This window comes from Parabacteroides goldsteinii (assembly GCF_020091425.1).
Taxonomy (GTDB): Bacteria; Bacteroidota; Bacteroidia; order Bacteroidales; family Tannerellaceae; genus Parabacteroides; species Parabacteroides goldsteinii.
This window is the reverse complement of the sequence record NZ_CP081906.1, coordinates 4,636,529-4,650,213: the sequence shown is the minus strand read 5'-3', so window position 1 is coordinate 4,650,213 and position 13,685 is coordinate 4,636,529. Positions and strand designations below refer to the sequence as shown.

The 13,685-nt window shown below is 37.9% G+C and carries 12 protein-coding genes and 1 pseudogene; 5 read left to right on the top strand and 8 right to left on the bottom strand.

The features are described 5' to 3' along the window. Positions 1 to 968: 968 nt before the first annotated feature. Both K6V26_RS19730 and K6V26_RS19725 read left to right on the top strand, forming a co-directional pair. Positions 969 to 1,436, top strand: a complete 468-nt coding sequence (locus K6V26_RS19730; RefSeq protein WP_046145565.1) for an AlbA family DNA-binding domain-containing protein — start codon at positions 969 to 971, stop codon at positions 1,434 to 1,436. Next, positions 1,363 to 2,136 carry an ATP-binding protein gene (locus K6V26_RS19725; protein WP_224263636.1) on the top strand — a complete coding sequence of 258 codons (774 nt, stop codon included), beginning with the start codon at positions 1,363 to 1,365 and terminating at the stop codon, positions 2,134 to 2,136. Before K6V26_RS19730 ends, K6V26_RS19725 begins: the two co-directional genes overlap by 74 nt. 229 nt (positions 2,137 to 2,365) lie before the next feature. Here K6V26_RS19725 and K6V26_RS19720 read toward each other — a convergent pair whose 3' ends face one another. The 4 genes from K6V26_RS19720 to K6V26_RS19705 all read right to left on the bottom strand — a co-directional run bounded on the left by K6V26_RS19720 (position 2,366) and on the right by K6V26_RS19705 (position 6,997). Beyond that, positions 2,366 to 3,265: a 6-bladed beta-propeller gene (locus K6V26_RS19720; RefSeq protein ID WP_235438489.1), complete on the bottom strand. Its 900-nt coding sequence runs from the start codon at positions 3,263 to 3,265 to the stop codon at positions 2,366 to 2,368. 188 nt (positions 3,266 to 3,453) lie between these two features. Continuing rightward, positions 3,454 to 4,554, bottom strand: a complete 1,101-nt coding sequence (locus K6V26_RS19715; protein ID WP_046145563.1) for a hypothetical protein — start codon at positions 4,552 to 4,554, stop codon at positions 3,454 to 3,456. A 230-nt stretch (positions 4,555 to 4,784) separates the two neighbouring features. Then, on the bottom strand, positions 4,785 to 5,813 hold the full coding sequence (locus K6V26_RS19710) for a 6-bladed beta-propeller (RefSeq protein WP_046145562.1): 1,029 nt from the start codon (positions 5,811 to 5,813) through the stop codon (positions 4,785 to 4,787). A gap of 26 nt (positions 5,814 to 5,839) precedes the next feature. Next, a complete protein-coding gene (locus tag K6V26_RS19705) occupies positions 5,840 to 6,997 on the bottom strand; it encodes a DUF4221 family protein (protein WP_048317708.1) in 1,158 nt (385 codons plus the stop codon). A gap of 372 nt (positions 6,998 to 7,369) precedes the next feature. On the opposite strand from K6V26_RS19705, the pseudogene K6V26_RS19700 reads away from it, so the two are divergent. Then, positions 7,370 to 7,899 (top strand): annotated as a pseudogene (locus K6V26_RS19700) (PD-(D/E)XK nuclease family transposase). Positions 7,900 to 8,027: 128 nt separating this feature from the next. Here the strand turns inward: K6V26_RS19700 and K6V26_RS19695 are convergent. From K6V26_RS19695 to K6V26_RS19685, 3 genes are all read right to left on the bottom strand, one after another. After that, positions 8,028 to 9,170 (bottom strand): DUF4221 family protein, encoded by a 1,143-nt coding sequence (locus K6V26_RS19695; protein WP_048317149.1) that lies wholly within the window; start codon positions 9,168 to 9,170, stop codon positions 8,028 to 8,030. A gap of 123 nt (positions 9,171 to 9,293) precedes the next feature. Next, positions 9,294 to 10,985, bottom strand: coding sequence for a right-handed parallel beta-helix repeat-containing protein (locus tag K6V26_RS19690; RefSeq protein ID WP_087880775.1), 1,692 nt, complete (start codon positions 10,983 to 10,985; stop codon positions 9,294 to 9,296). Between the two features lie 94 nt (positions 10,986 to 11,079). Beyond that, a complete protein-coding gene (locus tag K6V26_RS19685) occupies positions 11,080 to 12,210 on the bottom strand; it encodes a 6-bladed beta-propeller (protein WP_195586697.1) in 1,131 nt (376 codons plus the stop codon). 74 nt (positions 12,211 to 12,284) lie between these two features. Between K6V26_RS19685 and K6V26_RS19680 the strand changes: the two genes are divergently transcribed. Continuing rightward, a complete protein-coding gene (locus K6V26_RS19680) occupies positions 12,285 to 13,163 on the top strand; it encodes an ion transporter (protein WP_007655588.1) in 879 nt (292 codons plus the stop codon). 53 nt (positions 13,164 to 13,216) lie between these two features. Continuing rightward, on the top strand, positions 13,217 to 13,444 hold the full coding sequence (locus K6V26_RS19675) for a hypothetical protein (RefSeq protein WP_048317155.1): 228 nt from the start codon (positions 13,217 to 13,219) through the stop codon (positions 13,442 to 13,444). On the opposite strand, the gene K6V26_RS28585 is transcribed toward K6V26_RS19675, so the two are convergent. Beyond that, on the bottom strand, positions 13,433 to 13,561 hold the full coding sequence (locus tag K6V26_RS28585) for a hypothetical protein (RefSeq protein WP_258971353.1): 129 nt from the start codon (positions 13,559 to 13,561) through the stop codon (positions 13,433 to 13,435). The genes K6V26_RS19675 and K6V26_RS28585 overlap by 12 nt on opposite strands. Positions 13,562 to 13,685: the final 124 nt, after the last annotated feature.

Sequence of the window (13,685 nt, the reverse complement as noted above, 5' to 3'; positions counted from 1 at the left end):
AACACAATGCTTTTCTATACTCGTTTTTCGGTCAAATCGAATTTCGTTTAAACAAAAAATTATCTCGTTTTAAACAAAAATTCATCTCGTTTTAAATGAATATTTTTTCAGTTTAACTGAGATAGGAGTTCGGTTTAACAGAGAAAATGTTAAAAATACTTGAATTTTAAATAGTTCGTGTGTTTTTGGACTCCGAATTGTATGTTTTCTAGCATGTTTTTTCTACAGAAGGCGTCTGATAATGAGATGAAATGATCTTTCATAAATTGCTTATAAATCAGTATTGGAGAATAAAAGGTTATAATAATTCCTATATTATTTTCGGAATTAATCATTTATTTCCATTTTATTAGCAATAGGATATAAGCGAACCTTCGGAGAATGGCTTGGAAAGTCCCTTGCACGTCCTCAGGTTCATATATTCAAACTATGAAGTACTTAAAATGTCATTTTGATAAAAAGGAGAACAGGGATAACGAAGTGATTACCTTGAAGCTGTTTGTAATTAATCTGGGTGAATGAGATCTACAATTAAATTATCGGAATCGTTTTTATCATGAATGTTGTCAACAAAAAGTATGATGCCGTTATTGATTGTATTCCATCCCGTGTAAGGGTTGAATCTGTTCGAGGCTAATTTACTTTCATATACTTTTTTGAAAGATTTGTCAAATAGCATCAGATACAAATCACGTTCATATGCTATTGTGTCTAAATTTTTATGGGTGTCGAAGGTTGTACAAGCAAAATGTAAACGTGCATACACGTTTGTACAAAGATATTGAACTTATTATGTTAGTCGAAGTTATAGGTGCTTTATTTCAAAGGTGATTCATGCTTTTATTGTAAAGAGTGAAGCATTGATTTTATTACCGAAGCCGGTTGCACCCTTCATAATGCGATGTAGAGGATGTCATTCTCATTTTTTGTTATACATTTGTAATGCTTATCACATATGATATTTGGAGATGAATAGTAAAGAATTGCAACTCATAGTGAAATGTGGAGAAACCAGTACGGTCCAGTTCAAGGAACGTTTCTCTAATCAAGATAGTATTGCAGCCGAAATGGTTGCTATGTCGAATGCACGTGGAGGTATGATTCTGTTTGGTATCAGAGATAAGACAGGGGAAATTATCGGATTATCTTATCAGGAGATACAACAAATAAATTCAATGTTAGCTAATATTGCTACAAACTTGTTACGTCCGGTCATTTACATACAAACCGAAACTATCATAATAGAAGATCGTTCAATTCTTGTTGCTCATATTGATGAAGGAGACAATAAACCTTATAAAGATTTAGGTGGGGCTATTTGGATAAAGCAAGGATCAGATAAACGCAAAGTGATGGAAAATAGTGAAATTCGGAAAAAATCCTCAGCAGTACCGCCCTACTTTTGTAATAAAAGCAGTCGCTTTTTGGGGAAATGATATAGCAGGGATTAGCTATAGAGATAGTAAAGATATTTCAGGTACTTTGCCAGAAATATTTGATAAAGGTATGTCTTTTTTAAAAGCTAATCTCCGTAATATACAGGCTGGACAAGGGTTTAATTCTATTGGTAAACTGGAAGTTTCGGAGATAGCTTTGGAAGAGATACTCCAAAATGCACTTGTGCACCGTGATTATACAAAAAATGCTCCGGTGAGATTACTTATTTTTGATAACCGTATAGAGATTATCAGTCCGGGATGTCTTCCGGATGGACTGACAGTTGAAAATATAAAGTTTGGAAATGCCGTTGTTCGTAATCCATTTATTGCTAATTTTTGTGCAAAAACAATGCCTTATCGTGGTTTAGGTTCTGGGATTATACGTGCATTAAAAGAGGAACCAAGTTTAAAGCTTATCAATGATTTTGATGGTGTACAATTCATATCTGTTATTGAACGGCCATATAATGAGGGAATAAGTGAGGGAATAAGTGAGGGAATAAATGAGGGAATAAATGAAATAGAAACTCTTATTCTTACTTTCTTAGAAAAGAATCCTGGAATTAAAGTGAAAGATATATCCAAATATATCAATAAAGGTATTGCAACGACGGAACGTTATATCAAATCTTTGAAAGAAAAGGGATTGGTCGTGTATGTGGGAGCCCGTAAAACAGGGGGGTATTATAAAAAATAAGATGTTTAATATTAATAATAGATTGCATTCCATCTTATGAAAGGAATGAAAAACCGGAAGCAGCGTATCATTCACTGAAAAGTTCTGATAGTTTTGCCAAAAACTGCCTAAACAACCATTCGTTTAATATATATCAAACGAAAGGAACTCAATTGTCAAACGAAAAGAGCATATATGTGTACTATTCGTTCAATATATATCAAACGCAAATTTGAATGGAAACTTTTCTTTAAAAGAATTCTACAATGCAAGGATTGTCATCTATTTGACAAATAATTTCGTTGCCATCTCTATCTGTATATTGTTTTTCACTCTCTAAAAGTTGATCCGGAGTTAAATAGAGGAGTAGGCTATTTTCGCTGTCTCCTACGGTGATTGTGGAAACAAATGTGCCGTAAGAATATTCTGTGGAGGTTGCCTTTCCGTCTTTTTCTATTTTGGTTATATATTTTTTTCCAGCATAATATGTTTGAATCCAGAATGTTTCGTTAAGCGGTATTATGTTGTTAATATAAGAGCCCTTATTTGCTTCTCTGATAAACTCCATTTCGTATGTATTATATAATTCCAGTAATTGTATATCGGAGAGGTAAACTTCGTTATTTGAAAAGAGACCTTTATTAAAGGTTTCTGTTTTGGAGTCGAAAGCAATATAGGTATTTGATATGCCTAATTGAAAAAGATATTCGGAACCGTATTTCACGAATTGTACGGGTCTGAACATTAAATAGGGTATTTCTTTTTTGAGGTATTCGGATAGGATGTTTCCGTTTTTATCTGTCAGTGTCAAAGAATGATCGTTTTGTCCGGTTACCAGTAGGATATGGGAGTTGTCTAAGCGTTTGAATTTATGTATGATGAAAGGATAGCTGATTTTGTTCAAAAAAGTGCAATCATTTGCATCATAAATCTTTAGACTCTTATTGTCTGAAATCCAAATTTCAGTTTTTCCGTTTATTTCATACACATCAAAGTCTTCAATACGAAGATATTCTTCCGGACCTTGTCCCATTTTATTAAGTGAAGTAACAAATTTACCTTTCTCATTGAAGCACAAAATGGACTTTCCCGCTGAGGAAATATAATAATGACCGTTGAACTTTTTGATTTTGTTGATTTCACCAACCAAACTTTCCGGGGTTGTTTCCAGCGGTGTAATGGTATATTTATCGGTGAATAGATCTGTCCATTCGGGATGATCCTCTTGGGGAACAGTGAACTTTCCCAGCAGGGTGACTTGGTGTTTCTGTTGATTACAGGAGCTTACGGAGAATAAACAGAGTAGGATGTAGAATAATATACTAGTGTTTCTCATATCTATTTTTTTATATCTATGGTTATTAGAATCCAGTTGCTATTATCTGTGGATAGAGACGGTAATATTTTTCGTATAGCCGGATAGTTGCATTTTATATTTTGATAGTGTTCTGCCAGATCTTTTTCCCAAACAAGTAAATAGAGTTTATCTTTATAAGATCCGACGAATGGATTGATAAACCTTGATTGGAATTGATCGAATAGCCGGTCAAAAGAATATAGTAAATGATCTTTGAGATTGATGAAACAGAAATCTTCCCGTTTACCTTTTAATTTAAAAAATAATTTACCGGATGCCTGGTAAAAACTGTAACGATTATGAATGTATGTACGTTTAGTGATAATTTCATGCATTTCATGATCTTCGAAACCTTTGTCTGATTTCAAGAAATCTCCGTGAAAATCAAGTGAATAGAGTGGATATAATTCTTTTTGTTGAAAGTTATAGGAGTAGATGGTGTCTATGCGGGGTGGAAAAATGAATATATTATTATTGGTATCTGTTGTATGTAAATTATATGGAGTATAAGGCCATTCGTTTTTCCCTTGCATTGGCATAAAAAGTTTATTGATGGATTTTAAATCAGTCAAAGCCATAAAGTGTCCTTCAATGTTACCGCGTTCGTTGCATGTTCCTCCTGAGTAAACTAAAAAATCATGTTTGTCGGTCGGAATAATATTAGCACAGGGGAAAGGCAAGGAGACTCTTTTGATCAATGTTCCATCCAGTTTGAACTTATTGATTATTTTGAAACGGCTAACTACCCATAATTCTTCCAATTCACGAATAACACACATTGAATTGACCAGAAGTGCATCAGAAAAAGTGAGTTCCTTGATAAATGCGCCTGTGTTTTTGTAGATAGTCACACTTTTTCCTGCGATGGTACTTCCCATAAAGTATAGAAAATCTTTATGTTGTATCATATCTATACACTGTTCAAATAATTTGTTTTCTAATTTGGTGCAAGAAATATTCGTTACCAGACTATCAAAACAGATTGTTTGATAATGTGACATATCAATTCGGGTAACACCATTTTTCCCATTACAAAAGAATGAACAGGCAATGAAAAGAGTTAACAATATATTTGTCTTCATATTCTATTTATATATTACATATTGCAAATATATAAAACATTACGATATATTCGTAATTATGTGATTGTTTATTTATTACGATTTTGTCGTTTTTATTGCGTGGGCACTTATATATTCCCGTTTGAAGTTAGTTTTATCCATCATAATGGATACTTTGTGTAAATATGCCCATTTCGTCAATTATAATTGATGGATTTGGAGAGGGCAGGTAACTAGTATAGGGATTTTGATTATTCAATAATCCCATCCAAATCCAGATAACCGAATTGTATCTCATCATCCATGCACAGAATGATCCGGTTATTTTCCCGGTCATAGCAGAAACTGGATATTTTATATTCAGTTTCCAGTGTTTGGATATAGTTGCCGTTGAAGTCGAAGACGAGTAGCTTGGTTGGGTAATAGGCATCCGTACGGTGGTCCCCTCCCGAATAACCTGCGATGATTTTGTTTCCACAGAAGACGGGTTGGCTGTAATGTGCTGTTTGCGTTGTTTCTTTTTCCCATTTAGGACCGTATATATTGTATTTTAAATTTCCGTTCAAGTCACAAATAGTCATTAGGTCGTAACGGGAATAACATTCGACATATAATCCATATTCAGGGGAGACATCTGCTGTGATATGCTTCTTTTTTATATCGGGGTGTTCGTATTTCATTGGCTGGATTTCTCCTGTCTGCATGTTCCATTTGGCAACAAGTGATTTGAAATCATTAGTGCCTATAGGCTCTATGATACGTCCGATACATAATGTGTTGTTTATATATCGGTACGTATCAGGAAATAACCCGATTTTTATATCGGCTTTTATATTCGGGATATAGAATGGATTTGCCAGAACGCTGTCCAGGTTATAACTGAATATCTTTTGTTTGCCATGATCCGAGACATAAAATGTACGCTGGGCTTCGTCGATACCTACATGTCCCGGTATGGTAATTTCACCAGGACCTTGTCCTTTATAAGCTGTGCTGGTGATATAATGGAAGTCATTCTTATCAAATAGATGAATAAAGCGGTCGTATGAACTGTGATCGACTATAATTAGATATTTGTCAATAAGATAAGGTCGGGTAACCCGTCCAATCAGTACATCTTCGATCATTATCTCTTTTACCTTATCTTTTACGGAGATTACATTATCCCGTCTATTCTGGTATATTTCCGTATCTGTGTTTGAGGTGCAGCTCAAGCATAGTACGATCAATAATAAGAGGGAGACCTTATAGGGATTAAATAAGCAAGCGGCTGTGTTCATAACTGTTCTATTTGATATTAATTGTTTTAGAGTTCTATTAAATCCATTCTTCTGAAACTTAAAACATTTTCATTGAATTCCGGATTCTGGAAATTGTTGTCGGAAATATACAAGCCATCTTTGAGGATGAAGAACATTACTGGGATGTAGATATTTTCGGGGAATAATGTTTCTCCGATTACCTTAAAATCCTTATCTAAAATCATGATAGAAAATTTTTTTCCGGTTTTCATCAGGTCGGTAATATTCTCGTTGGGGCTTACCTCGCATGCCGGCTGGAAGAAGCGGTAATAGACTTTCCGGTATTTATCATAAATGATATTTCCGTATGAAGCGTTTTCGATAGATTCTTTCCGTATTGTTTTAATGTCGGGAGCAGTATGATTTTTAGGAGAACCGTTTATATATCGGCTTTTGCATGGATATTCTTTGAATGTCTTGTTGTCGTTGGTGACATGAATAGAGTTACTGATGAAAAAGGAATAGACAAAATTTGTTCCGTCATAGTCTCTGCTGCATGTGAAGATACCGTTTTCATTTTTTGCTTCCCACAATCTGGGATAGGTAAGTGGCAGAGTTTTCGTTTGTTTTGTTTGCATATTGACTTTTATACATAATGGATATTTCTCAAGATCGTCTCCGCTATAATGTTTGTCGGAAAACTTTAAAGCCTGATATAAATAGATAGAGGAATCCTGTAGGATCATAGGTGTGTAAACTTTGGACGTAGGAGGGTGGGCGAGAGCCATTTGAGTGTCGGTTATCAGGTCATATTTATCCAGAATTTTTCCGGATTTATTAATCTTAGATATTTTGAATTGATTAAATATCAGGATATTGTCGAGATCGATAACTGTGTGACCGATGAAGCGTCCGACTGCATCGGGACCTTCCATGGCTATTTTGATCTTGTGGGATAGTTTGCAGGAATCGAGCCGATAAAAGTTTAGTTCATTGGTTTGTTCATTTTCATAACTCAGATAGGGAATCCCTTCAGGAGTAATGTAAGAAAACATGGACATGCTATAACAACTTGTATTATCATCTATCGGGATGACGATACGTTTTTCTCCCGGTTGGAGTGAATAGTTCTTAGTCTCGTTTTTGCTCATGTTTCCTTTGCAAGAAGAGAACAGAGGAAGTATAACGCAGAAGGATAATAGGTATTTTAATATGTTTTTCATACAAGTTCCGATTTAGAATGTTTGATGTCGTAAATATAGATATAATTACGAGATGTTCGTAGCTTTGACGGGGGATTCTGATTTTTTAGGAACTGTATTGAATTTATAATATGGTTCAGAATTTATCAAAATTGAGCTATCTTGTCCCCGTGCTTGACACGGGGCCGCAGAAGAACCAGCAGTATCAAAAGATACATATAGGATACGGTCTGTGCCTTTGCGATCCCGTGTCAAGCACGGGGAACAGGATAGCTCATTTATTTCTACATCTGAATCAAATAATCTTCTTCTGCGGTTGGATTAAATAAAATATTACCTACATTTGTCCCGTTACCTGCTATTGGGTAATAAAACAACTAAAACTATTGATTTATGGAAAAGTATGTGAACATCATGCTCGACAAGGCTTTTAAAACCGTATTCGGTGAAAAGCAAGTAGCAATCGACTTTATCAATGCCACGCTTGAGGGCGAACGCCAGGTAAAACTTTTGGCGAGGTCAAACTGAAACAGATTTATCTGTCGTTCGATCTGTTCAATCTAAGAGAAGAGGAATGCAAAACGCCTCTTGAAAATATGGTTTATATATTGAAGAATATGAATTTATTTGATATGTCTCCGTTTAAGGAGAAAAACGATGCCTTCAAGCGCCTGCTCGACGTGGCAAACCTGAATGCAATGACTCCTCACGAACGGGCAGTTTACGATGAGAACCTGAAGATTTATCGCGACTGGCGCAATACACTGGAATATGCGGTGGAAGAGGCTGAAATGAAAGGTTTGAAAAAAGGAAAAGCAGAAGAACAACGCCAGATTGCTGCAAATTTTAAAAAGCAGGGAGTTAATGTCGAAACGATCGCTCAATGTACCGGTCTGTCTGTCGAAGAAATAGATGAATTGTAGTTTATTTATGCGATATTGAATCAACAAAGTGCTCCGAATCCTCGGAACATTTTGTTGATTGCTTGTTTTAGTTATTATCAGTTTTGAACTATTGCAATGCTGATCTGTGTCATCTGTGCGCCATTGCTTTATATTTGTGGCTTGAATATAACTAGTTGAAAAGCTTCAAAGTCTTTATTTTCATCCAGTAGGTTGTCTTCAGTAATAAACAGGCCATTATCCAAGACTCCCCAACTGTTATAATGGGTGTATATGTTATTTTCCAATTTGGTTTCGGAAGTGATGCGGAAGTTTTTATCGAAGCTGGTTAGATATAATTCCTTGCTGTCAGATAAGGTTCTAAAAGGAGTGGTAGAGACGTTCTCTGTTTTGTCGAGATGCAGTCGGTAATAGATGTTTTTATAAGGATCATACTGGATTTCAAAGAAATGAATATTTTCTATGTGATGCTTACTGGCATCTTTCATATCGTAAGGCATGGTTAACTCAGACGCCAGGTTGGGTGTGTATCGGCTCTTTCCTCCAAAAGCTGTTTCTTTGCCGGTCTCGATGTCGATCCGGTATATATTCGAACTGATAGGGAAATTATATAAGATATCCTGATCGGTATAAGTGACATTCGGGAATTGTTTGAATCCGAATCTTTTTCCGGCGAATTTTTCTGTTTCAGATCCTTTTAGTTCAAAGGTTTTGAATGTGCCTGAATTGAGGGAATACTCATAAACGATATAGGTGGCGCTCTCTTCTGTGGGGGTAACGGTCAGGTAGAAAACGGAGTTTCTTTGCGGGTGGTAGAATAATTTGATTGTCGCCATAGAGAAATTAGTCTCGACCATGATGAATCCCCCTTCCGGAAACGGGAGTTCATATTTCCCTTTCACTTCTCCTTCGTTGTTAACCAGATACAGGAATCCCTGGCTGTAAAGCCATAAGCTGTCTTCTTGATGAACATATAGTCCGGATACATTTTTTAGAATTCCGTTTTCTCCTTCCTTATTCAATGGGAGATGCGATATGCTCTGGTCGTTGAGATTGAAAATATCCAGCGAGTGCATGGGACTGTTGTAAGCATAAACTAAATTGTTTTCATTTTCCTGAAAGCACGAAATGACTTGATATGAAGTCAAGGTCTTATCATCTATCGGTATATTAATCTCTTCTTTTTCAAAAGAAATCGCTTTACCATATTGTGATTCGATTAATCTGTCTTGTGATTTTGCACAAGACAAAAACAGGCATATAAGGAGGAAACTTGTTAGTATTTCTTTCATGTTTGTTTTTGTGGTAAATATAATTCTTTTCTGATTAAAAATTCTTGTAAATTATCTATTAGTCAGCCTGATTGTTGTCGGTAAATCGGTTCAGCAGTTGGTGCTTCGCCGGGTCTTTCACCGTTATTGAACGATATTTCCTTCCATGAAAACATTTTCGCAATCCTGTGTCTTTATCAGATTCGATATTTCGGCAGGAGTTGGCGACAGGAACAGGTTGTCCGTGATTTTTAATCCGTCGACTGATTTGGCGAAGATAGCGTTTGTGCCTGTCAATTGGAAACGGTTGTTCGTTATGGCGATGTTGCGGTGAACATAGCCTTCGTTGCGGTCGTTTTCCGGAGAAATGAGGATGACCGGTCCGCCGCATTCCATGAAATTGTTGTTGCGGATGGTTACATCGCGTACCATACCTGATTCGAACCAACTGCGGGCATCGTCGGCTATCAGGATACCACTCATTTGCATACGGAAGAAGGTGTTGTTCTCTATCAATACCTTGCGACGGGTGGAAACAAGAATTCCGCGTGTCGGTATGCGGGCAAAATAGTTATTGCGAATGAGGACTTCCGGTGTATAGGTTACGTTTTCAACGACCAGTTCTTTTTTATCCCGGATCGCTTGAGGGATATTCCTGTCGAGGGTTATGAGTATTTCCCGTTCGTTTTTCATTTCCGCCTTTTTTACCTTTGCCGGTGCAAGGCTCATCAGCGAATGGGCATCGATAAATTCGATCTGGTTGCCGGGAAGGAACGATTGGAAGCCATATGTCTGCGGGTGCATGTATTTTACTGATACCTGGTTGGGGGCCGGGTAGCCGGTGACAGCCAGGTGGGTTCCGTGTATATTGATTGGATCGTCGTGCGCTCCGAGGAAACGGGAGTTTTCGATCGTGATCTTACCTTTGCAGCCTGACATCTGTACGAAATCGGCAAAACCGGCACAGGTACGTCCGCTTCCGGCCTCCGGTTCGAATGTCAGATTCCGGTAAGTGATATTTTCTGTCATTTGCCCGACAATTCCGAAGTTACCCAGGAATGCCAGATGTACTCCTTCCAGTGTGACGTTTTTACTGTATTGGATAAGTCCGCAAGCCTGGTCACGGATACCGTCACGCATCTGGAATACCGTACCTTGTTTGGCCTGTGGCGGGGTGTCATATACGAAACGGAGTAGGTTGGTGTCCAGCTCTATTGCCTTGCGAAGGCCGGAAAGCGGCGACCAGCTACGCCAGGTTATATCTTTTTCTTTGTCATAGCTTTGGGCGATACCTCCGGATAGTTCCCAGTTGTCACCGACAAAAGCAAAATGCCCGTCTTTAACGGTGTAGCGTGATTGCGGATGGATGCGTACGGTCATAAAGTTTTCGCCCACTTCCGTAACGGTCAGTTCCGGGACAGTGGGGTCGGAAGCTGTAACGGTAAAGTCCCGTAGAGTGATATTTTCGCACTGGTCGATTACGAAGCTGGTCATTTCGCCATGGGTGACGAAGCGGGCTCCCTGACCGTCTATTGTCACGTTTTTTAGGTCTTTCAACCACAAACCGATATGTTTTGTCTGATCGGGGTTTTCTTTTTCGGAGGCTGTATTGGAGATATGGTAAAGGATCTGTGACGAACTTTCGCGATGGAGGTTATAATCTGCATTTTGCAGTTTGATGACAACCGCTTTCCCGTTATAACTCCGGGCCTGTTCGATTGCTGCCTGGATTTTCTTTGTCATATCTCCGTTTTCCGGGGCAATCCGGATTACATGTTGTGCGTTTGCTATGAATCCCGAAAAGAGACATAGTGCAATAAGGATCGTTTTTTTCATGGTGTAATTAAGAATTTAGAATAATAAATTGACGCAAAAGTAAGAAATAATGCGTCAATATTGTCGGATTACTGCTGGTTTTACGAATAGAACATTATTTGAAATAGTATTTTACCAGACAGAGATTATCGTCTTCCTGTAAATTTTTTACTTTACTGAACTCTTCCGGCGGAAGAATATTATGCAATGTCCCGATCTCCTCCGGTGATACGATGCAGATCATATATTCATCGGTGAAAAGACTTGTTTTCTTGACCTTTGCGCCTCCTTCCAGCGTGTCGAATACAAACGATTTCCCATCTTTTTTGCGATAGAAAACATTACACCATTTATCTATATTCCAGGTATTCAGGACTGTGTAATAATAGTCTTTGTTTTGAAACTGTCGGAAGAAAAAGTAGGGAACTTCGTGTGAATCTACCAGTTGAGGAAATACATTGGGATCTTCTTTTATTCTTTCCTTAAAGGGTTCAAGATTGATATTGCCGGAACCGAAGTCCCATCTATATGCTAATTCTACGGCCTCTTTCGTGAACCGGTATACCTCATTGGAATATTGAGTGGAAAAGTAATTTTCATTGTTATATTTGTAAAAAACATCGATGCACATGTTGGTCATAAAATTATCGTCTGTCGTTTTCCAGAAACCGCCGGCTATTTCCTCTGTGTTTGTATCATAGAATGTGATTAAGTTTTCTGTCGGATCGCCCGCTGTTGTCAGAGTCCAGTAAGCAATCAGCCCTTTGTCGATTTCTATCATATCCGTTTGCCCTCCGCCTCCTGGCAGCAGGTGCCTTTTTATGAATTGCCCGTCTGTTGTATAAGTGTGTATGGCTCCCATCGGACTTAACATATGAATAAGGTTCTCTTCCGGATTGACAATGACTTCATAGATCATATTATATTCACCCGGACCGTTACCGGTCTTATCTATTTTAGATAGAAATTGGCCTTGTTTATCAAAACAAAAAAGTATCCCCATCTCCCTGTCTTCATCGAGAATATAATATTTGTTATCAGCTTCGATCACTCGTCCGATCGTTTTAAGCAGGCATTGTTCGTTTGTTTCCAAAGGGATCACTTCTATCTTTTTGAACAGGGTGGAGGCTGCCAGATCTTTGGGAGAGAGTTCTACCTGCAAAATTTTCTGTTCCGTTTTGCTGTTTTGTTTGTTACAAGAGAGTAGTAACATACAGAGAAGTGATATGAAAAAGTATTTATTCATGGCAGTACTTGATTTTATTCATTGGGCTAATGTAAGTAATATTTTTTATTTTTGTATTCAAACACGGGGTTATTATGGAAGAGAAGAAAACAGGTCTTTGGAAGGCTCTTACAAATAAGATAAATACCTTTCTTCACAATAAAGAGTTGAAGGAGAAATTGTATGTGATCATTTTTGAATCGGATACGCCGAAAGGGAAGTTATTCGATGTCTTTCTGATCGGTTTTATCATTATGAGTGTTCTGGTGGTCATCCTGGAGAGTGTGGTCACTTTTTCCGACCATTTCAGGCTGGCGCTTCAGATACTGGAGTATGTGTTTACTGCTTTTTTTACTTTCGAGTATCTGGTGCGTATTTATTGTTCGCCGAAGCCGAAGAAATATATTTTCAGCTTTTTCGGTATTGTCGATTTGCTGGCAACCTTGCCGTTGTATCTGGGGTTCCTTTTTACCAGTGCACGTTATTTACTTATTATCCGGACATTCCGCCTGATCCGCGTTTTTCGTGTGTTCAAGCTGTTTAACTTTCTGGAGGAGGGGAATTTACTGTTGGTATCCCTGCGGTTGAGTAGCCGGAAGATTTTTGTTTTCTTCTTTTTTGTACTGATCCTGGTGACTTCGATCGGTACGATCATGTTTATGGTGGAAGGTACGCAACCCGATACTCAATTCAATAATATTCCCAACTGTATTTACTGGGCGATTGTAACCATGACGACCGTGGGGTATGGAGATATAACTCCTGTGACTCCTGTCGGCCGTTTTATCTCGGCTTGTGTGATGCTGATCGGTTATACGATCATTGCTGTGCCTACGGGTATCGTTTCTGCCACGATGATCAAGGAACACCGGCGGCGGAGCGAATTGAGATGCCCCCATTGTTTCCGCACGGGACACGAGGAAGAAGCAAAATACTGTAAATACTGTGGTGGAAAGTTGGATGAGTTTTCATGATTTTTTCTATATTTGCGCTCTAAGAAGGGGGAAGGAATATGAAAAAAGTATCTATGAAAACACTACTGGCTACTATTGTGGCCGCATTATTTATTACACTGTTTTTTGTTGGCGGAGCGTATTGTCTATATACTCAGGTGGCAGATCCGGCTTTGTTTATCGTCGCTTTAGGGAGTGCCTGGGCGGTTTCGTTATGGTTGTTATTGTCTACTGTTTTCAGTAAAAGACGGAAAGGGTCTGTTTCTTTTCATTTTCATGACAGGAGTCTGTTAGTCTTTTGAGCTGTTGTTAATATCTTTCCAGGTATCTTTTACAACATACCATATTACACATACGATCATAACCAGCATGACCGCACTGCCGCCTACACTGATGATTGTTTTTATGTATTGATCCATTTTTTCCGGTGTTAGATTTATAAATGTTGTTATTTGATTGGCTAAAGATAGGAATAAGAATATCAATAATTTGAGTTTTGTCGAAAGAATGATGCTGTGTCCGGTAAATTTACGTTTTATATCG

Coding starts and splice junctions, on each gene's coding strand:
- K6V26_RS19690 (WP_087880775.1), bottom strand. CDS start 10,985: ATGAAAAAAACGATCCTTATTGCACTATGTCTCTTTTCGGGATTCATA.
- K6V26_RS19730 (WP_046145565.1), top strand. CDS start 969: ATGAATAGTAAAGAATTGCAACTCATAGTGAAATGTGGAGAAACCAGT.
- K6V26_RS19715 (WP_046145563.1), bottom strand. CDS start 4,554: ATGAAGACAAATATATTGTTAACTCTTTTCATTGCCTGTTCATTCTTT.
- K6V26_RS19675 (WP_048317155.1), top strand. CDS start 13,217: ATGAAAACACTACTGGCTACTATTGTGGCCGCATTATTTATTACACTG.
- K6V26_RS19705 (WP_048317708.1), bottom strand. CDS start 6,997: ATGAAAAACATATTAAAATACCTATTATCCTTCTGCGTTATACTTCCT.
- K6V26_RS28585 (WP_258971353.1), bottom strand. CDS start 13,561: ATGGATCAATACATAAAAACAATCATCAGTGTAGGCGGCAGTGCGGTC.
- K6V26_RS19695 (WP_048317149.1), bottom strand. CDS start 9,170: ATGAAAGAAATACTAACAAGTTTCCTCCTTATATGCCTGTTTTTGTCT.
- K6V26_RS19685 (WP_195586697.1), bottom strand. CDS start 12,210: ATGAATAAATACTTTTTCATATCACTTCTCTGTATGTTACTACTCTCT.
- K6V26_RS19680 (WP_007655588.1), top strand. CDS start 12,285: ATGGAAGAGAAGAAAACAGGTCTTTGGAAGGCTCTTACAAATAAGATA.
- K6V26_RS19710 (WP_046145562.1), bottom strand. CDS start 5,813: ATGAACACAGCCGCTTGCTTATTTAATCCCTATAAGGTCTCCCTCTTA.